This is a genomic window from Stenomitos frigidus ULC18 (genome assembly GCF_003003795.1).
In the GTDB taxonomy this organism is placed as follows: Bacteria; Cyanobacteriota; Cyanobacteriia; order Leptolyngbyales; family Leptolyngbyaceae; genus Stenomitos; species Stenomitos frigidus_A.
In genome coordinates this window covers 57,333-79,299 of the sequence record NZ_PVWK01000159.1, presented here as the reverse complement: position 1 = coordinate 79,299, position 21,967 = coordinate 57,333, and the positions used below count along the sequence as shown (strand labels likewise).

The 21,967-nt window shown below is 48.4% G+C and carries 18 protein-coding genes; 5 read left to right on the top strand and 13 right to left on the bottom strand.

Translation table 11 applies throughout. From position 1 onward, the window contains the following. The 12 genes from C7B82_RS29980 to C7B82_RS29925 all read right to left on the bottom strand — a co-directional run bounded on the left by C7B82_RS29980 (window position 1) and on the right by C7B82_RS29925 (window position 10,032). The gene (locus C7B82_RS29980) at window positions 1-1,359 is read right to left on the bottom strand and encodes a SulP family inorganic anion transporter (RefSeq protein ID WP_219904765.1); all 1,359 of its coding nucleotides are present in this window, start codon (window positions 1,357-1,359) and stop codon (window positions 1-3) included. Next, window positions 1,359-2,126, bottom strand: a complete 768-nt coding sequence (locus C7B82_RS29975; RefSeq protein ID WP_181357784.1) for a glycosyltransferase — start codon at window positions 2,124-2,126, stop codon at window positions 1,359-1,361. Before C7B82_RS29975 ends, C7B82_RS29980 begins: the two co-directional genes overlap by 1 nt. Further along, window positions 2,111-2,659, bottom strand: a complete 549-nt coding sequence (locus tag C7B82_RS29970) for a glycosyltransferase (RefSeq protein WP_106260888.1) — start codon at window positions 2,657-2,659, stop codon at window positions 2,111-2,113. The genes C7B82_RS29975 and C7B82_RS29970 overlap by 16 nt, the downstream gene beginning before the upstream one ends. Before the next feature lie 54 nt (window positions 2,660-2,713). Further along, window positions 2,714-3,358, bottom strand: a complete 645-nt coding sequence (locus C7B82_RS29965; RefSeq protein ID WP_106260887.1) for a DUF924 family protein — start codon at window positions 3,356-3,358, stop codon at window positions 2,714-2,716. Further along, window positions 3,348-3,842, bottom strand: a complete 495-nt coding sequence (locus C7B82_RS29960; protein ID WP_106260886.1) for a hypothetical protein — start codon at window positions 3,840-3,842, stop codon at window positions 3,348-3,350. Before C7B82_RS29960 ends, C7B82_RS29965 begins: the two co-directional genes overlap by 11 nt. 68 nt (window positions 3,843-3,910) lie before the next feature. Next, window positions 3,911-4,483 (bottom strand): GNAT family N-acetyltransferase, encoded by a 573-nt coding sequence (locus tag C7B82_RS29955; RefSeq protein ID WP_106260884.1) that lies wholly within the window; start codon window positions 4,481-4,483, stop codon window positions 3,911-3,913. After that, window positions 4,465-4,959 (bottom strand): GNAT family N-acetyltransferase, encoded by a 495-nt coding sequence (locus tag C7B82_RS29950; RefSeq protein WP_106260969.1) that lies wholly within the window; start codon window positions 4,957-4,959, stop codon window positions 4,465-4,467. The genes C7B82_RS29955 and C7B82_RS29950 overlap by 19 nt, the downstream gene beginning before the upstream one ends. A gap of 342 nt (window positions 4,960-5,301) precedes the next feature. Next, on the bottom strand, window positions 5,302-5,748 hold the full coding sequence (locus C7B82_RS29945; RefSeq protein WP_106260883.1) for a cupin domain-containing protein: 447 nt from the start codon (window positions 5,746-5,748) through the stop codon (window positions 5,302-5,304). Between the two features lie 132 nt (window positions 5,749-5,880). Continuing rightward, window positions 5,881-6,579 (bottom strand): glutathione S-transferase family protein, encoded by a 699-nt coding sequence (locus tag C7B82_RS29940; protein ID WP_106260881.1) that lies wholly within the window; start codon window positions 6,577-6,579, stop codon window positions 5,881-5,883. Between the two features lie 31 nt (window positions 6,580-6,610). Next, window positions 6,611-7,375 (bottom strand): hypothetical protein, encoded by a 765-nt coding sequence (locus C7B82_RS29935; RefSeq protein WP_181357782.1) that lies wholly within the window; start codon window positions 7,373-7,375, stop codon window positions 6,611-6,613. 53 nt (window positions 7,376-7,428) lie between these two features. After that, window positions 7,429-8,559: an SMP-30/gluconolactonase/LRE family protein gene (locus C7B82_RS29930; RefSeq protein ID WP_181357780.1), complete on the bottom strand. Its 1,131-nt coding sequence runs from the start codon at window positions 8,557-8,559 to the stop codon at window positions 7,429-7,431. A 222-nt stretch (window positions 8,560-8,781) separates the two neighbouring features. Next, window positions 8,782-10,032, bottom strand: coding sequence for a DUF3574 domain-containing protein (locus tag C7B82_RS29925; RefSeq protein WP_181357778.1), 1,251 nt, complete (start codon window positions 10,030-10,032; stop codon window positions 8,782-8,784). Between the two features lie 1,926 nt (window positions 10,033-11,958). On the opposite strand from C7B82_RS29925, the gene C7B82_RS29920 reads away from it, so the two are divergent. From C7B82_RS29920 to C7B82_RS29895, 5 genes are all read left to right on the top strand, one after another. Next, window positions 11,959-14,880, top strand: coding sequence for a peptidase domain-containing ABC transporter (locus tag C7B82_RS29920; RefSeq protein WP_245940161.1), 2,922 nt, complete (start codon window positions 11,959-11,961; stop codon window positions 14,878-14,880). Window positions 14,881-15,246: 366 nt separating this feature from the next. Beyond that, complete coding sequence (locus C7B82_RS29915) at window positions 15,247-16,839, top strand: beta-barrel domain-containing protein (protein WP_106260874.1); 1,593 nt, start codon at window positions 15,247-15,249, stop codon at window positions 16,837-16,839. 182 nt (window positions 16,840-17,021) lie between these two features. Next, the gene (locus C7B82_RS29910) at window positions 17,022-17,489 is read left to right on the top strand and encodes a HetP family heterocyst commitment protein (protein ID WP_181357776.1); all 468 of its coding nucleotides are present in this window, start codon (window positions 17,022-17,024) and stop codon (window positions 17,487-17,489) included. 1,002 nt (window positions 17,490-18,491) lie between these two features. Beyond that, window positions 18,492-18,791, top strand: a complete 300-nt coding sequence (locus tag C7B82_RS29900) for a hypothetical protein (protein WP_106260871.1) — start codon at window positions 18,492-18,494, stop codon at window positions 18,789-18,791. Between the two features lie 258 nt (window positions 18,792-19,049). Beyond that, on the top strand, window positions 19,050-19,439 hold the full coding sequence (locus tag C7B82_RS29895; RefSeq protein ID WP_106260870.1) for a hypothetical protein: 390 nt from the start codon (window positions 19,050-19,052) through the stop codon (window positions 19,437-19,439). Window positions 19,440-19,561: 122 nt separating this feature from the next. Here the strand turns inward: C7B82_RS29895 and C7B82_RS29890 are convergent, their stop codons facing one another. After that, a complete protein-coding gene (locus tag C7B82_RS29890) occupies window positions 19,562-21,439 on the bottom strand; it encodes a DUF4347 domain-containing protein (protein ID WP_106260868.1) in 1,878 nt (625 codons plus the stop codon). Between the last annotated feature and the right edge of the window lie 528 nt (window positions 21,440-21,967).

Sequence of the window (21,967 nt, the reverse complement as noted above, 5' to 3'; positions counted from 1 at the left end):
TCATTTGCCAAGCTGCCGCAAGAGACGTTTGGAGTTAAATAGCAGCAGACCGCCTGCCAGCAGCCAACCAAGTGTCAGCCCCTGCAAAAAACCAATGGTGCTGCTGGTCATCCAGATCAGTTGAACAATCCCATAGTCAACCCTGGAAAGCTTAAACCAGGCTGCATACACCCATTCCAACAGCAACGATAGCCCCAGAAAGAGAAGCAAGCCACCTAACACGGGTTTGGGAAAATAACACAGGAACGAGGAACCCAGCAGTGGCAAAATGATGCATAGGCCGGAGTCAGCCAGTGTGGGAAAGCGATCGCGATTGCCGAGCTTGTGGGATAACACGGATTTACTCAGAGATTGGAAGCTGAGAATGCCGCCCGATAGACCCAGCAAGAGATTGGTAGCACCAGCCACTTTCAATTCCTGGTTCAAATCGATCGGTCGTTTAGTCACCAATTCCAACCCACTGACATTCATCAACAGTGAGATCGCTGCAGTCACAATAGCGGTAGCGATACACATCCACTGCTTGGCGATCGCGGGCCAATGAATCAACCCCAAATGTAGATGACTCAAACTCTGCCAGAGCGTCTGAACACCCTGATCATTGGCGATAGGCAACGTCCAACCGTGAACAATGGCTTGGTTCGGTGAGATACCGCTTAGTGATAACAAGCCGTAAAACACTGCGATCGCCGCCACAAGGCTAGTAATCATCGCTAAGGGATGCAAAGGATACCTGGAAAGCCAAAGCAGATAGAGCGCCAGCAGCAATCCCGGCAACCAGTGAAGGAACACCTGCGGTTGGATGAGCATTGGTAAGTGTGCCCAATCCAGCGTTTGATTGGTCATCAGTTTGATCGCGCCTTTCACCAGTAGCCATCCAGTGCTGGCGACAAACCCACCCACCACAGAGCGAGGCATCAGCCGCACCCACTCACCCAACTGAAAAAGACCCAATAGCAACAAAACGCTGCCCGTCAAAACTGATGTGAGGGCAATAGTGGCTAAAACAGTAACCAGCACTTCACCCGGTGAAGTGCCAACTGGGAGTTCGCGAACGACCATACCAACACTCCAGGCAAGGATGGCGGTAGGAACGGTGCTGAGGTCAGCAACCATGCCAGGATAGGAACTGGTCAGCGCCACAATCATGCGTGTAGTGGCAACGCTAAACAACACCAGTCCAAACCCCGTTGACAATTGTCCAGTGAGATTGCCGGAGAAAATGAGGGCGGCATAGGAAAGGGCAAAAACAACTCCCAATGATCCCGTCGTGAGCCCGATCGCCAAACTCCATAATAGCCGATTTGGATGGGGCAACGGCCTCCATTGTGCGAGTAGATGCTTGTAGCGATTCATCATCATGTCTTCAGTACAGGTCGTTTTGTATTAGCTAATTGCTCCAGCAACGTAGCCGCGATCGCAGGCGTATCATACTGTTGCATTTGAGTTTGAAATTGTTTGATGCGAGTACGATAGCTAGAATCCATCAGCAGTGTTTTAACCGCTTTTTGAATCTGCGCGGGAGTGGGAGTTTGGGTTCTCAAATTAATGCCCACTTGCGCCCATTCCACCCGTGCAGCAACCTCTGGTTTTTCTTCGGTTTGCCCTGCCACCACGAGAGGAACGCCATTCGCTAGCGCCATTTGCACCCCGTTGTAGCCACCATTCGTCACCATTACATCCACATGCGGCAGTAAGTGAGCATGGGGAATAAAGGGCTCAATTCTGACGTTAGTGCTCGAAGACCTGAGCTTGAGCGCATCAGTCGTTGTTCCACCAGTCGTTGCAACAATCAGGACATCCTCCGTTTCTAATGCGCGTAGAGTGGGCACCAGCAAATCGTCTAAATTCGTAGCGATCGTGCCTTGAGTGACATGAATAACGGGTCGATTGCCCTTCAGTTCATCCCACCAGGTGGGAGGCTTGAATGCTGCCGTTGGACGAGACAGTAAGGGCCCGATGAAGTGAACTTGCGAGGGCAATTCACTACGAGGATATTCAAACGCTGGAATGCTGGGGGACAGATAGAGAAAAGGAGACAACCGATCGAAGAAATAGACGGGGCTAGGAGGCAATCCCACCTGCGATCGCACATCGTTGGTGTAAGCTCTTAACTGGCGCAGCACCGTTTGTTGAAAAAATACCTCAAACCGTGATTCCGCAATCGCCTGAACACCGTATTGCTAGGTTGTAACCCTGACCCAAAAGGAGCCGTGTTTCGGCTGCTGAGGGCTAAGGCAGAAGTGCCAAACTCTGCCCAGGGAAGCCGTTTTTGTTCTGCCAGCCAGGAGACTCCCAGAAACATGGAGTCGGCGATCAAAATATCTGCTGGAAACCGATCCAGAATGTCTGAAAGATCCTTGACTTGTCCCACAGCCGGATCGATGAAAAAGTTCTTCAGATCAAATTTCAATTGTTCTATGCCCTTAGCCGCTTCACGTTGATCCATCAAGGCGGCAGGAACGTTCTTCAGATCTGAATAATCGAGCCAGCTGCGAATCGGTTCAAATTGCGCTCCTGTTTGCTCAACGGTGGTTTGATATACCTGTCCGGTGTACCAAACCACATCGTGTCCCCGTTTAACCAATTCACGTATGATTGGCAAAGCTGGACTGACATGTCCAATAATCGGGATGGTTCCAACTAGAAAACGAGTCATCTTTTTTCTCCAATTGCTTCTAGATCATGATAGCGATCGCGTTCAAACCTCGCTCTACGCGAGAAATTGCGACAGATGGGGTGGCATCGATCGCGTATGGACAAGTTCCCCAGTCGCGAGATACTCCAGTTCCCCTGAGGTAGATTGGCGACCCAAAGCCTCGTTACGATGAGGGTGACGACCAAATTGTGCAATCACGTCCCGATGTCGGCGTGCTTGCGAAGCGGAAAACGCCAGCATTGGACGATGCTCCTGGGGTGCCTCCTGCACTAATTCATCGGCAAGCGTGACGACCAGATCCAGGTTCCTGAGATACTCCGAATGTCCCAGTGGCAGGATGAAGAAGGTTTTCTCGCAGACGGTCTTAAGCGACGCATAGTGACCCATGCCGATTCCTGCGATCGCCAATGCACACGCCTTCTCATCCTGTGCGAATGCTTGAGCGGTTCCCTGATGGATCGTGCGTGAAAACTGGTCGAGAACGATGATCAGCGCCAGTCGCGATCGTGGCTCACGCGACCAATGATCCAGTTCGCCTCGCGTTGCTCGCTCCAGTAACAGTGCAAAATGCTCGATTATTTCAGTATCCATGCCGCCGCGAAACCATCGTTCCCACTGCTTTACCAGCGTTGCCTGATCGCGATCAAAGCCATAAGGGAACCAGAACTGAAGCACGTCCTCAAATAGTTTAGTTTGCATGGTGAACCATCCTCTTTAAAGCTGCAGTGGTGAGAAATTGCTTTAATCGCTGCGCTTCCATAAAAGCGAGATATTGGGAAGCGAACGCAGGCGATAGCAGTTCAATCAAGACGCGATTTTCGAGCCAAACTTCAATCACATCAAAAAAGCCACCTCGATCAACGCTCCGCCAACCTTCACGAGCCGCGATCGCCCGAATTTGCTCCTCACGGGTTGGCACTGAAATTGCGGCGTGAGTAGCCGTATAGCTTGATGAATCAGGGTTCTGCTGATGCTGAAAACCATTCGCTTCAGTACCAGGAATCAGTTCGGTCATGAATGGATGCACATCAACAGTCGTTCCGTAGGCGTCAAGGGGAACAGCCACATAGCTATCAGGAAAGCTAGGCGCAGGAAAGGGAAAGGACTCTCCCTGAAATAACTCCGCTAAAACCTGGGCAACATGCTGGGGCTTGTGAGCCGTGATGGAAAGGTGATGAATCATGGTAAAACCGCTTTGATTAAGAGACTATGGCATTAAGAGAACGATGGATATGCCTGCATTTGTTCGGCTCAACCATTAGACAAAATGGCTGTAAGGTCGAACCTGTAGCGCCAATACTTCAATCCAAGCCGCTGCGGGATTTCGCTATCTTTGCAGAAACCGAAAGACTCATAGAGTTGACACGCACCTGTCATGACTTCACTGGTGTAGAGTCCTACTGTCTGTGCGCCATCCTCTCTAGCTTGTTGAATACAGGCGTAGAGGAGCGATCGCCCAATGCCTTGCCTGCGATAACATGGTGAAACGGCGAGTAATAAAACGGATGCCCAGTCTGATGGAATGGGTGCGAGCGAATTACCAGGCGGACAATAGGCGATCGAACCAGCCAGATCGTTGGCGATCAAGGTCACAAGAAAAGTCTGCTGTTGAGCCAGCCTTTCAACTGACCGTAGGCTGGTCTGCATTGTCGTCCATGCTTCAGTAGTTAAATAGGCGGCATACTCACGATACGCCTCAACGTTGAGATCGGCGATCGCGGCAAAGTGGTGCTGTTGTGCGGGTTGAATAGTAACCATCATCAAACCAGTCCGGAAGCCCTTTAAGGTGTGTAGTGTGCGCTCTACTACTGATTGATTTCCCATCTCCACACCATTCCATGATCAGGATCAACAGTCTCTAAGACTTTAGTCATCCCACACTTCTGCAATGCCCAGGTTGAGGCATTCGGTGCTGCCAATGTATGGGCGCAAACACAGTCAATGAGCTTTGACTCAAACGCTATTTCAATCAACTGACGTGCCGCAGAGGTTGCAAAGCCCCTGCCCTGATATTTTGGGGCAACAGAATAACCAATCTCAACTGTGCGCTTAGCGTCGGGAACCGACTTGAAGCCTCCAAGCCCAACCAATGCCTGATCAGGATGAAAAAGGAACTGGTACGGAAGCCAGGGATGCCACATTTGCGAACCTTGCATCTGGGTCAGAAGGTACTGAAGTGCCCCTTCAAACGGCATGTAGCCATCGATCGCTCGCAACCCGTAAGTGCTTAGAAAAGTATCTGCGCCCGCAAGCAGCGTTTCAAGATGTTCAACAGAGCAAGGAACAATTTCTACATTCATCATTTAGCCTACTTCACGTTGATAGTTCTTGCATACGAGCCCAAAAGGCACAAATATTTCACTGATCGCCCACAATCACAGGCGACTTGCATACGGTAGAGCGGCTGAAAGCAGTGCCAAGAAGTCTGCCGCTTGCTTCCCGCAGGGTAACCCAACACTCTCACAGAAGTTAGGTTTCACCACTCAACCCAATCGACAAAAATTGATGTTATTTAATTTCCATCTCTAAGCTTTTCTAGCTTGGGTCAATTAACTACACCATTTGAGGTCAAATTCCTGAGACTGGGCGATCGCTCGTAAACACTCATCTCCTGATTGCTGGCTCGACTCAATTCACGTCTGTCAGTTAACAAACTGGATGCCGTGTCTTTGGGAGATCGCAATCAATTCAGAGGAAGACAGCTCCCGTTTCTGGGCGGCTGCAGCCAGATCTTTGAGATACTGCTCTGCTGCTACGCTGGAAACCCCCACCAGAAATTTGGCTTGAGACGATTTGATATGAAATGTGTGCGCTACGCCTGCCGGTAGATGCACAACACTGCCTGGTATCGCTTGCACTAGCCGTCTGCCTACCTGAAACGCGACCTCCCCGTCTAGAAAGTAAAACCATTCATCCCACGGATGCGTATGTAACGGGGGGAGTTCGCTCGTGGCGGTACCGACAAACTCATAAAGCTTGGTGCCTTGAACCTGGTCGTCAAATTTGTACGTAACGGTGTTACCTAACAAGAAAAGCGTTTTACCCTGATTGGGTTGAAAGATCGTTGCTGAGCGTGATGTGGCTTTCATGATGTTCTTCAATGTTATTTTGGGTGAAACCTCCAATTTCTCCAAAGCAGTGGAGATCTCAGAGAGAGATTCAAGTAAAAAGTTGGTAGATGAGCACTCATAAGTTGAATTGGCGGCTTGATGCCGCTCAAGTTATCTCAGGTTGGCTGTCTGAGCTTTGCGGGTCTGCTCAAGGCGAATTTTCTCAAGCTGACCATACCGTTCGAGATAAAATCCTGAAAGATGGGCGATCGCGCGCACAGATTCACGGTTTGTCATGGCGTCCCACCATTGCTTCAGGCGGTCGAGTCCGGTTGGAAATTGCACACCTCGAAAATGTTCCAGCACCGCCCACTGCTCAAAGAAAGGATAATAGGTCAAATCAACTAAGCTGATTTCTTTGCCAAACCAGTAGGGGCCATCTGCTGACATTTTTTGCAATCCTTCCTGTTCAATAAACTGCAAGTGTTCAGTCAACTCTTTTGCGACCGCTGCGTAGTTTTGCGGCTCTGAGCTATAGAGCAATTTGCCAGACGCTGCAAACAAGCGGGTATCAGCAAAATTGATCCAAAGCCTTGCCTGAGCCCGATGAATTGTTTTTTTGGGTAACAGCGGTGGATCTGGAAAGGTTTCGTCCAGATACTCATTGATGATAGTCGATTCCCACACTCGCTGATCGCCACGCTTAAGTACAGGCACTTTGCCGTAAGGAGAAATCTCTTTAAAGTTTTTGGGTTTGTTTTGCAAGTCAATTTCAATCAATTTAAAGGGAATGCCTTTCTCCAACAACGTGAGGCGCGATCGATGAGCAAACGGACAAAGCGCCGCACTGTAAATTTCAATTTCAGCCATGAGAAAACTCCTTGATGATTCAGGTCGATGGTCAGTAGTGAGGAGAGGGCGTTTGAGCATTACTTGGGCTGGAAGAGCCTGAGTAAAGTAATGTTGGCAACGTCGGTACTGAATGCTTGCAGGCATAAAGATGCAATTCTTCAGCCCATTCTGTAAACATCTCAAACACCTTTTCGACTAAGTCAAAACACTCTTGCAAACCATCATCAGAAAGTTCAATGTTTTTTAGAACTGCTTCAGAATCTGCGTCTCCAACGGCATGTCCAGTTTCTAGCTTGAAATGAAACTCGCCAAAATATTGATATTCTTGTTGCGTCTCGGCCTGAATTTCCAGGGCAATTCGAGTCGTCAAGTTAAACAATACATTTCCTGTTGCCTCGATCGCTTCAATAATCGCAATCTTTTGAATTGGCTGAGCTTGTAATGTGTAGGCAGAAAGCTGATAAGACAGTTGGCGTGTCACCTTAGTCTCTTCACCCCACAAGAAACGCATCACTTCAGTAAAACTCTGCGGTTGGCAAAAACCTAACTTCTTCAGATCGGTCAGAAACCACGGCCAGTGGTGATCATCTTCATAGGTGTGCTCATTAATCAAATCATGCAGCTGATTGGTTGTTTCCTTTTCCCGAAACACATATTTATTCAAATCTCCAAAGCTCATGATGAAATGTGCCATACAAGGTGCAAACCCTAATCGTTGAAGCGGTGGAATGCTTTGATCTTGCATAAAGTCAAACAATGGCAGTTGCGCATAAGCTTGCTTTTTTTGTTCGATGAATTCAAGTACCCGTTGCATCTTTTCAAACTCCTTGTTGTACTGGATTGTCTACGATTTCCTTGCAAGGCTTTCTAGGGAAGGTGAGGGACATTAACATCCACTCCTCGATCCTTTACAAAGGCCTTGAGTACGGCAAACGATGCTGGGTTGCCACTAAACAGAGCATGGTTGGTTACAAGCACCGAACCCCGCTGATCGAACGCGAAGTCCGCTGGGGCATCGTAGGCGATCGGGCTATTGGGTGGACCTGCGAGCCGTGCCCCCTCTGTCCCGTCAGGGTTCAGGATCGATACCCCGCTCGGAGACTGGAGCGCGACGTAAAGCTTGCCGGACTTGCCAAACGCAATGCCGTCTGGCATCTCGCCTTGTGTATATTGGTGGAAAAGCTTGAGGTCTCTTTCCTGAGGGGCAGCAACGAAGGCTAATCTGTAGATTGCGCCGCCAGGTGACGTGTTAGAAGTGGTGACTGCAATGTACATCTCCGTTCCATTCGGGCTGACCTTGATGCCATTGGGGCCAACCGGGAACGGAGCGGACACGGAGCCAGCGAGCCGATCACTGTGGAACCATCGCTCGGCAACCCCGCCACCGGGCGGAACCCGGAAAATGATGTTCTGGAATGAGTCGCTCCAGTAGAGATAGCCATCGGGGCCAAAAGTGATCTCGTTTGGAAGCGAGCACGGCAGCGATGGAGGAAGCGCTGGGTTGCAGTTCACTTCCGGCAGAACAGGCGAGTAGATTTCCTGCTTGTAGGCATTGCCATGTGGGCTCAGGCGGACGATGCCAAGCTGGTTGCTCACCACGTAGACACGGTTCTGGCTGTCTACTGTCAAGCCTGCGACACCATGAATCTCAGACAGTTGCTCTCCCTGGATAAGGATAATCGTGAGGAGTTTGCCAGAGAGCCGATGGAAGACTCGAACCTCCGAAGGTCGCCCTCCGTTATCACCAAACGCTGCTGGACCTGCAACGTAGACGCGGTTTTCATCGGCGACTATCCCTTCGGGGAAGGGAGGCGATGCTTCTGGGCCGACGAATACTCTGCCATCACCGATCGCTGCCCCAAGCAGTTCATCGGTTTCTTCTAGGGTCTGAAGAGTTGCAGGGATTACGGTATCAACCTCAGCAGAGAGGCGATCGTCATGACCGTCTTGCAGAGAGCCGCGACTTGCTTGAAGTTGGTTTGCAGGATTGTTCAACATAGAGAGTCTCCTTTGTTTTGGATTGTGCTTTGGCTTTTCACTACTTACCTGGTCTGGAAAACGGCACTTGCCTTTAGCTCCGTTCATGGGTTAGAGGTTCTGATAGCAACCTCATTCACTGACGGAACAACCCCAGCGCCGAAAATAGCGATCGCAATGTCGGTTTGAAAAGTTAGATTGGCGATTACTGTCATCATTTCGCAGCAGTCAATTGGGTTCCAATCAACGTGTGTTGTTTGTGTCCCATCGTTTAGATTTAGCTGGATTGCGGTTCACACGAATGTCTTCATCAACCACGACCAGAACACTTTCCTGTTGGAACCGTTTGATGTAGTCGGAAACGACTGCATTGATTGCATTCTCATTTGCTTGCGTGTCTTCGATCACCAGACTCACTTCCTTCGATCGCTCCCTAACCAAGTCATCGGTACTAGAGAGAAACTGTCCATCGGCATCAAGCACCGTAAATTGCTTGAAGTATCCTCCAACAGCGGTATTGAGGAAGTCCTGAAACTGTGATTCTGATACCCCTTCTACACCACCAATATTGCGCCCGAAGAACAAATCGACTTGAATTCGTTCTGGTATCGGGTCGTTGTCAATCAAATCCTGGGTTGGGCCAAAGGCAACCGTAATGTCTTCATTGACCGCAATGAGAACGCTTTCCTGCTGAAACTGTTTGATGTATGCAGCCACAATTTCATCGATCGCTGTTTCATTGGCTTGTGTATCTTCGATAATCAGGCTGATCGTTTCAGAGGGCTCTCGAATCAACTGACCATTACCAGATAAAAATTGTCCTTTGGCATCAAAATTGGTCAATCCCAATGGGAAACGTGGTGTAATCTCTCGATCGACAAACGCTTGAAACTGTTTTTGTGAAACGCCTTCCACATTGCCAATGTTCCGCCCAAAAGACAAATCAACTTGAATGAGTTCAGGTACTGGATCATTGTCGATTAAATTCTCATCGACCCCGAAGCCAACTTTGAGCTCGTCTTCATTCGTCACCTGCAAAACGCTGGCACCAAATTGTTGGCGGTAGCGCTTCACAATCTGGTCGATCGCCGCCTGGCTTTCGGACGTGTCTTCTGCATAAAGCGTGATGACCGTGATGCCGTCTTCTCCTGAATACTTCCGTAGTTGACCTTCAGCATTAAAGATGGTCAATCCGGCTGAGAAACGGGGAGTAATGATGCTGTCTACAAAGCGTTGAAACTCAGCCTCAGAAATCGGACAGCCATTAGAGCGAGTCTGCCCAAAATAAAGATCTTGTTGAATAAGAGAGGGCGTCCCTGTGCTAGCAGTATGGCTAGCTTCCAGTGAAGCAGCGTGTTCGCCAAGCCTTGTTTGACTCCAACCGACGTTTGTATCCAACGGGTGCGACTGCGCCAGCCAAGTAGGCATAGAAGTCGGCGTTTCCAGTGCAGCGAAAATTCCAGCCTGTGCATTCCAGGCAGTGTTCAGTTCCATCATCGGCTCCTTTGATCAATGCGAATTGATTGGCAGCGTTGTTGTGACTGATGCTGCGCATTCAGCCCAAACTTATAAACAGCTGACTGCCAAATGACAGTAAATGACAGTCAGCCATAGATTCAAGCAACAGGACACTCGGTTGCCGCTAGCCTTGCAATTGCTAGCACTTATTCAGCATAAGAACTCAACTGCAAAGCGTCAGTCGGAAGCGATCGGGTAGAGTGTTGGAAACGATCGGGTAAACCTACAGAAAATGCCGATCGCACATCCAACACGTCCCATTCGGTAGTGGCGCATTTTTTTTAGAGAGGCGAACGATCGCCATCAATCTCGTTGCCAATCTCGTTGCTTGAAGCGATCTCGTCAGAGCTTAGGGACTTGCAAACAAATAGTATCCCAGCGTAGGGGCATGGCACTGCCATGCCCCTACCAAAGTTTGTGGTTGACTGGCACGTTATTTCTACGCCTGTCCCTTAATTCGATCAACTTTGTTTGAGACACCATACTATTTGCCTAACACCAATCGCCGACATCGATCGGGCTACCAATTTCACTTTATTTTGGGATCTGTAAATTGAGTCGCCTGTAATTTGCCTGTTAGACAAAAAGTAAAACTGATCAGAATAGCTTATTGCAGACTGATGCGAATAATAAACAGCCTGAAATCGAAGAACCGCATGCAAATCAGCTCCGCTGCCTCTTTGACGTTAAGGGTTTAGCTGCAAGCGAAAGCTGATTTTTAGAGGGTGCGCTTGAGGGAGACTTTTCGATTGAGTCATCAAAAATTTGTATCTTAAGTTTCAATAAATTCCGCTCAAGGTAGCAAGCTATTTTCTTAAATCGCTGCCAGAAGGGCAATGCAGCCCGCATCCACATCCGATAGCGTGTCTGTATCGGGTGATACGACTCTCTGTAAAGTTTTGATGAAGGTAAGCAATAGTTGTCATTATCACTTGACATTTCGTCAAAGATTCGACTAAATTTCTTTTGCGGGAATAAAGCTACAGCCTGTTTATCCACTGGGAGTTCTGTTTTGGAAAAGCTAGAGAACAATTAATCGTTAGCAGGAGCTTTGCAGCCACAGCCTGGCTGTCTTGATCTGTTTTTCTCTGCCTCTTCTACATAACACTACTTACCAATCTCATGCCTTTTTTTTACTAAGTATTCTGGTCTTTACCTTGCGTCTATTAACACGGCACATCTAAGTTGCTGTCACTTAATCGATGTTCCCTGAGCGCCTCTTTGCAGTTAACTCTTTGCAGTTAACGATTAGTGAGAATGCATCCTTATTTGAGGTAGAAAAGCAACCCCCATCGCTCAAACAACTAGCACTATTTATACATGATAATAAGCATTTTCATGGTTGAAGTGCTCGTATCATTGAGCACAAACGTGTATCACAAATGGAGGGGCTTTCCCAACTGTTTGGGAAAGAATTGATTCGTGGTGTGGTGAGTGTTTTCGGTCTTTCACTTCCTTTTCTAAGTCATTATCCACTGCAGAAAAATTTTCTGCCACTTAGAAATGGGCTGAGCGATCTGTCCTGGAAAAGGGATAGGCTCTCAACCGCTATCTTTACTGAGAGGGCAGCTTATGAGTCAGGGTCTAGAAGCATCCACGTCGTCTAGCGTTCAATCTTTACTGAAAACTTCACTCAATCTATCGATTCTGCTTGAGCTTTCGTTGCTTGCTGAGGTGGATCGACAACTCACTCTCGAATTTGTAGAGGCTTGCGAACTTTGCACGTTTCAGCTTGGGGACGTGATCTTACATTCATCAGATAATCGCTTTGTAAGTTCTGGCTTCACTCATCAAGCCACAGATTTCCTCTACCTCGTGTGTGAAGGTCGCGTCCGGTTGCTGTGTTTTGATCATAGGCAACAGCGGGAGGTTTCAGTTGGAGTGATAGAGAAGGGGGAAACAGTGGGTGGAGATCCTCTCTGCTGTGAAAGCACGTTACCGCCTTACCGCGCGATCGCGATGACGTCGGTTCAAGTAGCCCGAATTTCGGTTGAAGCGTTGCGGGTGTGGCTACCTCGGCTTCCAGGTATGCGGGAGCAACTATTGCAGCGATCGAGGCAATGGGAACAGCTCATCTTCCTCAAAACGTCTACCAACCTATACTCACTGACGAGTCATCAAATCCGGCAACTACTGCCTTTGCTAACCAGGGTGCAACTTTCGGCGGGAGAACGGTTAGAGGCTTTGCAAGCAGGCTATTTCTGGCTCCGCCAGGGCACCATTCAGCGGCAGGATGATCAAGCGCCAACGCTCCGGGTTGGGGACGCTTGGGAATATCCAATGCACATGCTTGGAGATTGGGTGGCGCAAGCTGATCTCATCCTTGACTATCTTCCGTTGGAACACTGTCAAGCAGCGACCGCGATCGCCCCCACCATTTTTCCTCCCTCTACTGATGCTACGAGTGATGCAAGTAGCCTTGGCGAACCGTCTTTGGTAGCGCAGAATGGCCATCTAAAGAATGGTGCCTTTGGGCGCAAACAAAACTCTGTAAAGCGAGCAAGACATCAGCAAGCGCCTGCGCTGTTGCCGTCTCAAGCGGCTGTTCAGTCGATTACTGAAACTGACGATCGCCTAGTCAGTCAGGTTTCTGCAGCCAGTCCTCAACACAACTCAAAACCTGAACTGGCTGAGATCACCTTTCCTCAACCGCAAAAACTGCATCGACGCAAGCGGGGGCTGTGGCAAAACTATCCCTTTATTGCACAGCAAAGTTCCTCGGATTGCGGGGTTGCGTGCCTGGCCATGATTAGCCAGTACTGGGGTAAGCGCTTTAGCCTTAATCGCCTGCGCAATCTCGCTAGCGTCGGTCGGTCTGGGGCTTCCCTCAAGAATCTGGCTGCCGCCGCTGAAGACTTGGGCTTTCAATCAAGACCTGTGCGGGCTAGCCTGGGTCGTCTGGCTAACCAGTCCCATCCCTGGATTGCCCATTGGCAAAGCGATCATTACGTGGTGGTTTATCGGGTGAACGGCGATCGGGTGCTGCTTGCCGATCCAGCCGTTGGCAAGCAGTCGCTGTCTCGTCACGACTTTCAAGCCAATTGGACTGGCTACGCGCTGCTTGCAGATCCGACAGAACGCTTGCAAGAGGCAGAAGATGACAAGCTCTCTCTGAAACGATTTTGGGGCGCTTTTTTGCCGTATCGCTCCATCTTGGCGCAAATTATTTTTGCCTCGCTGTTACTTCAGGTCTTTGGCTTGGTAACACCACTGTTTACTCAAATCATTCTGGACAAAGTTGTGGTGCAAAAGAGCACTGCAACGCTGAATGTCTTTGCGATCGGCTTGCTGCTGTTTGGTATTTGGCGCATTGGTTTGACAGCCGTTCGCCAGTACCTGCTGGATTATTTCGCCAACCGCATGGATCTCAGTTTTATCGGTGGCTTTATCAATCATGCGCTCAGGCTGCCGCTGCAATTCTTTGAATCGCGTCAGGTAGGAGACATTATTACCCGCGTTCAGGAGAACCAAAAAATTCAGCTGTTCCTGACTCGGCAAGCTGTGAGTGCCTGGTTAGATGCGCTGTCAGCGGTTGTTTACATTGGCCTCATGGCTTACTACAACTGGCGTTTAACGCTGTTGGTCTTGTTACTGCTGCCTCCGATCGTCGGTTTAACGGTGTTTGCGAGTCCTTTTCTAAGAGCCATCTCGCGGGCGATCTTCAAAGAAGCAGCGGCCCAAAACTCTGCCCTGGTTGAAATGTTCTCCGGTGTGGCTACTGTGAAGGCAGCAGCGGCTGAACGTGAAATTCGTTGGCTTTGGGAAGATCGCTTTACCCGTCAACTCAATGAACAGTTTCGGGGGCAAAAGCTGGCGAATGGTCTACAGGTTAGCAGCGGCTTGATCAATACGTTGGGAAGTACTGTCCTGCTTTGGTATGGGGCTACGCTGGTGATTCAGGATCAGCTGACGATCGGTCAATTTGTTGCCTTTAATATGCTGATTGGGAACGTGATTGGCCCCGTGCTTTCTCTAGTGAATTTATGGGATGAATTTCAGGAAGTCCTGGTTTCGGTCGAACGCCTTAACGATGTTTTTGAAGCGAAGCCGGAAGAGTCGTCGCAGCTGCCAATGCTCGTGTTACCGAAGCTGAAGGGAGAAATCCGGTTTGAGAATGTAACGTTTCGCTACCAGGAGGATGACAACAATGTTTTACAAAATATTTCCTTTGAGGCGCACCCTGGCGAAACGATCGCCCTTGTTGGTCGCAGCGGCTCAGGTAAAAGCACACTAGTGAAGCTGATGCAGGGGCTTTATCAGCCTGTTAGCGGTCGAGTTTGGGTTGATGGACACGATATTCACCATGTTTCTCCTGCCTCATTGCGATCGCAGTTAGGCGTGGTGCCTCAAGAATGTTTCTTATTTTCCGGCACCATTTTGGAAAATATTACGCTGTTTCGCTCCAAGTTCACGCTGGAAGATGCCATTAAAGTGGCAAAGTTGGCAGAAGCACACGCGTTCATTGAGCATTTGCCGTTGGGCTACAACACTAAAGTTGGGGAGCGGGGAACAAATTTATCGGGTGGACAGCGCCAGCGCCTTGCTATCGCTCGTGCCCTGCTCGGAGATCCCCCAATCCTCATTCTGGACGAAGCAACCAGCTCGTTGGATACCGAGTCGGAGCGACGCTTTCAGACAAATTTGACTCGATTGACCCGAGATCGGACAACGTTTATCATCGCTCATCGTCTTTCAACCGTTTGCCACGCGAATACCATCCTGGTCTTGGATCGAGGGCATTTGGCAGAACAAGGAACCCATGAGGAGCTTGTTGCCCAACAAGGGCTTTACTACCACCTGGCACAGCAACAAATTAGCCTCTAGAATCCAATGTCTAGAATTCAACCTTTAGAATTCAACACATTAACAAGAGAAATGCCAAATTGGCAGACTCATGACACTGCGCGCACTAGCATGGTTAAGCATAGCAGGAGGATACCTAGCACCAGATTCAGTCTGATTCGTCATGCGCGCACCAGAGGTTACAAAGCCCACCCTTTAGCACTTGCCCAGCAGACGGTGTAGCGACCCTTAACCAGATTAATGCTCTGTTCCATCGATTAGAGATTGCCAATACTGCAAGACATCACATTCAAGCCGTTGCGCTCATTCCAAAACTACTCTTAGCGTTCGACGCTAGTTCCCAAAGTCGCATCTCAGACATCGCCCCTTTGATTCTGGAGGACTTCTATGGTTTTGCCTTTTCGCCCTACCAGCCATTTGCTCCCATTGAGCGTTTCAATTCGTTCTACTCCCAAAGGTCACTTAAATTCAGTAAATCAGCAGAGCCATTCCTTACCATTCTCCCTTAATGATTTACAGCCAGTTGTTAACCAGAACAGGCTCTCTCCAGATAAACCATTCCTTGAAACACTTGATTCATCAATTGGAGCTCGGATTTATGGTGGCACAGCCAATGCCCCCAATTCAGTATCAGAAAACACTAGTGTTGAAACACAACATCCTCCTGCGGTTCCTTCAGCCGTTCATTCAACTGTAGCGACGACTCCTCCCGTAAACTGGTCTTCCACTCTCCAAACGGTGTTGGATCAGCCGCCTTCATCTCTTCCTCAGCGCTTCATTCTAGGGGGAGTGGTGTTCTGTCTGGCCTTTGGCGCTTGGGCCTGGTTGGGGCAAATGAACGAAGTGGGGCACGCGCGCGGGAAATTGGTACCCCAGGGCGAAGCCTATAAAATTAACCCCCTTATAGAAGGCAAAGTCACGCAGCTAGCTGTCAATGAAGGGCAGAACGTCAAAGCTGGACAGCTATTGGTTGCTCTGGACGGTCAAATTGCTGCCAATGATGTAGAACGTCTAGAGCAAGTACTGGCAGGATATCGAGTAGAAGTATCCCAAAAGCAGACTCTGCTTGAAAAAATTCGCCTGGAAGCAAAGACTCGTGCTGCTATTGCCGCCGCCAACATTCAGGCGCAGGAGGTCTCGATCGCCCAAGCAAACGCAAACGCGAAGACTGCTTCCGAGCTAGTCACGCAATATCAACAGGATATTGTTGAGTATCAAGAACGCCTACAGCGTTTCGGTCCCATGGTGACAGCAGGAGCAATCTCTAGGGAGCAATTGTTTGAAGTGGAGCAAAGCCTGCGCGATCGCCAAAGCACCACCATCAAAAGCCGTGGCGATCTCCAGCAGAACCTTGCTGAAGCAGAACGACTTCAAGCAGGACTCACGCAAAAACACGCTGAAGGGCGTAAGGATCAACTCGCAAGCCAACAGCAAGGCCACGAGCTAGAAGCTCAAATCACCGATCTGAACACCAAAATTGCTGATACTCAGACATCTTTAAGTAGTGCCCAATCTAGGCTCAAGCAATATTCCTTCTATGCTCCAGTCGATGGCATTGTCTCATCCCTGAATATCAAACGTACTGGCGAAGTCGTGCAGATCGGTCAAACCATTGCAGAGATTGGGCCGCAGCATGCTCCTCTGGTTCTGCAAGCAAGCCTACCGAACCAGGAAGCTGGTTTTGTGAAACCAGGCATGTCTGTGCAAGTGAAAGTTGATGCCTATCCCTACCAAGACTACGGCATTATTTCTGGTCGGGTGGTTTCAACCTCCCCCGATTCAAAGTCCGACAAGAATCTAGGGGAGGTATACCGTATTGAAGTCGCTCTGGATCGGGACTACGTCAGCACCCCACAGCAAATGATTAAGTTCAAGCCTGGGCAAACCGCGACCGCCGAAATCGTCATTCGCGATCGGCATATCATCGACATCCTTCTGGACCCTATCCGCAAGCTACAAAAAGGCGGCATCAACTTGTAGAAGCCATCAAATCACTTACAGCGATTTTCGTTTGAATAAGTCATATTAACCTACTGTGAACGAGACGCTCACACCCGCGAACAAGATGTAAGTGCAAGCACTCGCTCCGCGAACGCACAGTGGCTGAACCATTTGACAACAGCTGTAAAGTACAGTCCTTTCATTCTAAAAAGCATATAGAGATGAATCAGCAAATCCCTTTCTCAAACCCAAAGCTAGACAGGGTCATGACACCCGAACAATTTAATCAAATCGTAGAAGCCATACTGGAAGGAAAGTATTCCTGGGCATGTGTGCTCATCCTACGGTTTGCTGGCTATAACCCCCTCCATTACATTCCCTACCGCACCTACAATCGGTTGACTAAAGATAACTGCCAGACCAGGCATCGCTCTAAACAAGTCGGTATGAGCACAGATGCCAATAGCCCAGTCATCCATGCAAATCGCTTATTGCCTCAACAAAGCGCAAGCAAGATTAACGATTTGAATTATGTCGAAGCTATTGGTAGCCAAGCCGGACAAATGCGAGCGGGGGGACTAGGTGGCTTGACACAATGGTTAGATTATAAGCTGGGTGGGCACTTGCCCTTCAAAGTTTCTTTGAAGGGTTATCAAGAGCAGATCAATGTATTGCCACGTGAATGGTAAATCTAGCCTTCCCCATGCTCATGCTCATGCTCCGAAGGACGGTTGCCTTAGTTGCTACAGAATATTGCATAGCGATCGCCTCTAGCGCTTGAACACAAGCCAAAAAGGAACTATAAAACTGCCGTTTTGGCAGGCTGTAATAGCTGCTTCTGCTACCGTTGTTAGTTAGTAATGTGGAGAGCTTGCGATGTTACTTCGTAACTTAGAACATCTAGAAACCCTCGATAAACTACACACCTTAAAAGGTCGAGAGAGTTCCTTTGGCGTTTTTTCGATCGACCTGGCTAATCGCATCTTGTCGATTAGAAATTACGAGCAGGAAATTTATCGTGCTTCATTCCCAGTTGCACTACCGTTTACTGTCTCAGTTCAGAATCTTCCGGGGACAATTACTTCAAATAGTGCCCAAAGTCCTGATGGTAGAATTAAAACCTCATTCACTTCGTTTGCAGGCCAGGGCATACAGGGCGGTGATCAGGTTTCTGTCTTTCTCAGTTCATCATCGTCAGTCTTGAGTAGCTGAACGTCATTTTTAATCATCTTATAAATAACTGTGCCCTCCTCATAAGAGCGTCATCGATTATGAGCGAGAACCGTCTAGCTTATTTAGTTAATCTAGACGGTTTAATCTGTCTAAAGATTGGTTGAAATGAGACTATTAATCAGACTTTAAGTCTGATTAATAGTCTGCTGTTCTCACCCTTTATCTTTGCCAAAAAATCAGTATTAAGTAGGGAGGCACCGTTATTCGTAGGATGAGCTAGCGATAGCGAAACCCATGCAAATATCGGGTTTCACCCCTTAACCCAACCTGCGTCTGAAGAGTCAGCATTAAACAAACGAAAAGTAGTTAACTTCGTATTAATTTCAATCGATTATCATCGGCAATTTAACTTTCAAATTCTGCCAAAATGGCAACCTATAAAAATTAGATATTCTATCTTATTAATAACAACTCAAATTGAGAGTTGAGCAAAGCAATAATTGACACGGAGAAAAACAATGATTATTTCTGACCTGAATTATCTTGAAATTGTTGATGCTAGCATTGAAGGTGGGTTCAACGAAACTGACACGGTTTCGATTAACTTCAACACCAACAACAGCTTCTACACCAGCGTCAATAGCCCCAAGACCTATAGCAACAGCGCTGCTGCTGGTGCTAAGGGTGTTGCCAACAACTACACCTACTACCCCACCTACTCCTTCACCAAAGCTGACACCCTTGCTGTAGCTGACTTTGGTGGTGGCTCTTTCTCGGCTAGCACATCTGTTGCTGTCATTAACTCTGTCTTCCACTAAGGTTAGTTATTCGGTTTAGAATCTAAGCTTACTGTTTAGAATCTAAATCAAATAATGTTTAGGAATCTTGAACCTGCCTAACTCTTTTCGAATTAGGCAGGTTTTATAGTAAAAAATTTTAGCTATTAGCTCGAGTGTTTTCGTTAAACCTTGAATAAAGGTTGCCATAATGGCAACTCCTAATCGATTAATCTCCCTATGCTCGGAGATAGCAATATGTTGATTTTGTGTTAGTACGGATTTGATTAAGGAGCGACAATGCTAATCACTGATCTAGATTATTTAGAAGCGACGACTGAGTCCTCAGAATATGGTGAAGCATTACCAGAAGAATGCTTCATCACAGGGGCTGCTGCCAGCGCCTTCGTGACCGGTTATACCACTGCCGGGACTGGTTATGCCGCTGCTGGTGTCCTTGCTTCGGCCTCTGGGCAGCAAACGTTTGGCACGACCAATACGTTGGCAACAACCTCCCTATACCCTTACTACACCACGTCTAATGCCACTGCATCTGGCAGAGCCCTTGGCATTAGCCCTTACGCTTACGCAGGTGTAGGCTTCTATGGCTCTTCAAATAACACCAGCTTTAATGGCAACTCAACTACCATCAACTCATCTGTTACGTACTCCACCTATCGAACTTGGTAATTTTGTCCCTTCTTTGCTTAAACTACTTAAACTAAAAGCCCCGACTTCTCTAGAGAAATCGGGGCTTTTAGTCTTACTTTCTTGGGAACTGGGGATAATTTGAATTGTTATTTTAGTGCTATTCAACCAAAGATAATGGTGTCTCCGAGTGTGGGACTAAAGCCAGTACTCCCGGAGGCGCTATAGATGGTGTTAAAGCCTTCGCTGATGAAGGCTCCAGAAACATCAGGACCAACACCGTTGAGGGCATTCGTGCGGTTTGAAATAATGCTGCTTTCCCCAACCGTAGCAGAACCTTCATTATAGATACCGCCACCTCTAGCTCCCCGGTTGCCAGAGACAAGACTGTTCGCTCTCAGGGTCAGGGTCGCTCCAGCATTATTGTAAAGACCACCACCCGGCCCTGCAGCCGTGTTGCCGAGGATGCTGGTGTTTGTGATGTTGGCAGTGCCGCCATTAAAAACACCACCCGCCGCACCACTCCCGCCTGTGGAACGATTACCTCGAATCAGAGAATTGTCTATGGATGTAATGGTGCCAAAATTAGCAATACCACCGCCTAAGCGACCCGCCGTACCATCCACAATCACACTAGTTAGCAGGCTTAACGTACTACCACTTCTGTTATAGATACCACCACCATCGTTTCCTGCAGTATTTCTTGAGAGGTAATCATTGTCTACGGTGAGGGATGCGCCTGAGTTATTGTAGATGCCGCCGCCATTCAGGCTGGCCTGGTTGGTATTGAAGTTGCTGTTTCGCACCTCCAAACCACCCGCATTGTAGAGCCCTGCCCCTGCTGCAGCCCGATTACTGTTGAAAGTGCCGCCATTGACCAATAAGCCGCCAGCATTGAGAATACCGCCGCCTACATTTGTGGCAACATTATTATTGAACGTTGTTCGGAGTAGTGCAACAGAGCCACCGTTATTGAAAACTCCTGCACCATCATTCGCTCGACCATTTGTAATCGTCACGTCTGCAATGGTTGCGTTGATCGTTGGATCAATTTGAAACACTCGGCTGGCATTGTTGCCACTAATACTTAATAAACCAGCGCCGGTTCCAGCAATGGTAAGATTGCCGCCGATTTGTAGTTGCCCGCTGGTTAGAGTAATAGTATCTGGTGTTTGATCGCCAAACGAACCGCCACTAAATACGATGATGTCATCACCAGCCGCCGCATTCGCATCTTGAATCGCTTGCCGCAAGGAACCAGTGCCACTATCGCTTGTATTTGTTACAGTAAATGTCGCTAGGATGTGACTGTATGCCGCCTGTGCCCAGGGTTGGAGGAGATCAGGGGTTTCTATCGCTCCCGTATGGAATTCCAGCGTCCAGTTACCGCCTAACACTGTGTTCCCCGTGAGATCAATAGAAGCCGCTACATCAGCCCCGGTTAGCTGACTGATTTGTTGCACAAACGCTTTGCCACTATTACTGGCAGCCACGTCACAGCCGTACAACAAAATGTCTGAACCTGGAACTAGAGCGCTAGCCCAAGAGTGAATCTCGCTGCTATACGTCGCTAAATTGCTTGCATTTAGATTACCGTTACCAAGCTGAAGATTACCGTCACTGCCATGGGAGAAGATCTGTAGACTGGTAAGGCCACTTCGCCCTGTTAGCGTTGCCGTAATTTGCTGAATCGCCTGGCTTAGCTCTGATGACTGAAGAACATGAATTTCTACACCAGGCTGCAGCCCCTTTAACAAAATATCAGAATCTAAAACATCAGCGCTGATGAAGGCGATCGAGTGGTTAGCGATCGTCGAGGGTTGTGCCGTTGTCACGATACTGGCAGCGTTACTGCTATAGACAGAACCTTGCCCTCCAGCATCAATCACCGCAACAGCTTGACTGCTGGCGGTCGTAAGCGATGCTCCTGCAGCTTGAAGAGGAGATAGAACCGTCACACTAGCGTTATAAAGAGAAGGAAGTAGTGAATCAGCCGTGGGGAAACCCGTTCCAGAAGTGGTAGGCAATTGTAATAGATCCATTCGATTAACTCCTAATATCAAAGCGCATGTCGAGAATGCAATGTGCGCAGTTATTTGGGTTGAGTGTCAGAAGCTTGAAAAATTTAAAGCACAAGAAGGGGGTGTTTCGTTCAGTTTGTAACGCCCTGATCTGAGATATTCTCTGAAGTAAATGTCACCTTTTCGGTAGAAAACGATGTATCCCTGCCAAGGCTTGTGACGGCGACAATTAATCAGGGCTTACCTTTTTTCTCCAGAGAAGATAGCCATACCCATTTACTAAAAGCACTAAAGAAATTTATGCTGCAGCTTCATTACCACTAGTAACTCATCCTAAGATCGAAAACTTGCCAAGATGGCAGAAACATCTTTCAAGAGTAGATCATGATGAGGAAGCTGCATCCAACAGTACGTTTGGTTGTGCTCTAGACTCTTGTACTTACGTCATTGTTTGCATCAAATGACTACTGGGACATTCCATCACACTCTCTGATGCTTAGTCTGTAGTGCTGTACTATGTCAGCAGTGCACAAGTTGATGTCTTCACCT

Coding starts and splice junctions, on each gene's coding strand:
- C7B82_RS29980 (WP_219904765.1), bottom strand. CDS start 1,359: ATGATGAATCGCTACAAGCATCTACTCGCACAATGGAGGCCGTTGCCC.
- C7B82_RS29970 (WP_106260888.1), bottom strand. CDS start 2,659: ATGACTCGTTTTCTAGTTGGAACCATCCCGATTATTGGACATGTCAGT.
- C7B82_RS29965 (WP_106260887.1), bottom strand. CDS start 3,358: ATGCAAACTAAACTATTTGAGGACGTGCTTCAGTTCTGGTTCCCTTAT.
- C7B82_RS29960 (WP_106260886.1), bottom strand. CDS start 3,842: ATGATTCATCACCTTTCCATCACGGCTCACAAGCCCCAGCATGTTGCC.
- C7B82_RS29955 (WP_106260884.1), bottom strand. CDS start 4,483: ATGGGAAATCAATCAGTAGTAGAGCGCACACTACACACCTTAAAGGGC.
- C7B82_RS29950 (WP_106260969.1), bottom strand. CDS start 4,959: ATGAATGTAGAAATTGTTCCTTGCTCTGTTGAACATCTTGAAACGCTG.
- C7B82_RS29945 (WP_106260883.1), bottom strand. CDS start 5,748: ATGAAAGCCACATCACGCTCAGCAACGATCTTTCAACCCAATCAGGGT.
- C7B82_RS29940 (WP_106260881.1), bottom strand. CDS start 6,579: ATGGCTGAAATTGAAATTTACAGTGCGGCGCTTTGTCCGTTTGCTCAT.
- C7B82_RS29935 (WP_181357782.1), bottom strand. CDS start 7,375: ATGCAACGGGTACTTGAATTCATCGAACAAAAAAAGCAAGCTTATGCG.
- C7B82_RS29930 (WP_181357780.1), bottom strand. CDS start 8,559: ATGTTGAACAATCCTGCAAACCAACTTCAAGCAAGTCGCGGCTCTCTG.
- C7B82_RS29925 (WP_181357778.1), bottom strand. CDS start 10,032: ATGGAACTGAACACTGCCTGGAATGCACAGGCTGGAATTTTCGCTGCA.
- C7B82_RS29915 (WP_106260874.1), top strand. CDS start 15,247: ATGGTTTTGCCTTTTCGCCCTACCAGCCATTTGCTCCCATTGAGCGTT.
- C7B82_RS29910 (WP_181357776.1), top strand. CDS start 17,022: ATGAATCAGCAAATCCCTTTCTCAAACCCAAAGCTAGACAGGGTCATG.
- C7B82_RS29900 (WP_106260871.1), top strand. CDS start 18,492: ATGATTATTTCTGACCTGAATTATCTTGAAATTGTTGATGCTAGCATT.
- C7B82_RS29895 (WP_106260870.1), top strand. CDS start 19,050: ATGCTAATCACTGATCTAGATTATTTAGAAGCGACGACTGAGTCCTCA.
- C7B82_RS29890 (WP_106260868.1), bottom strand. CDS start 21,439: ATGGATCTATTACAATTGCCTACCACTTCTGGAACGGGTTTCCCCACG.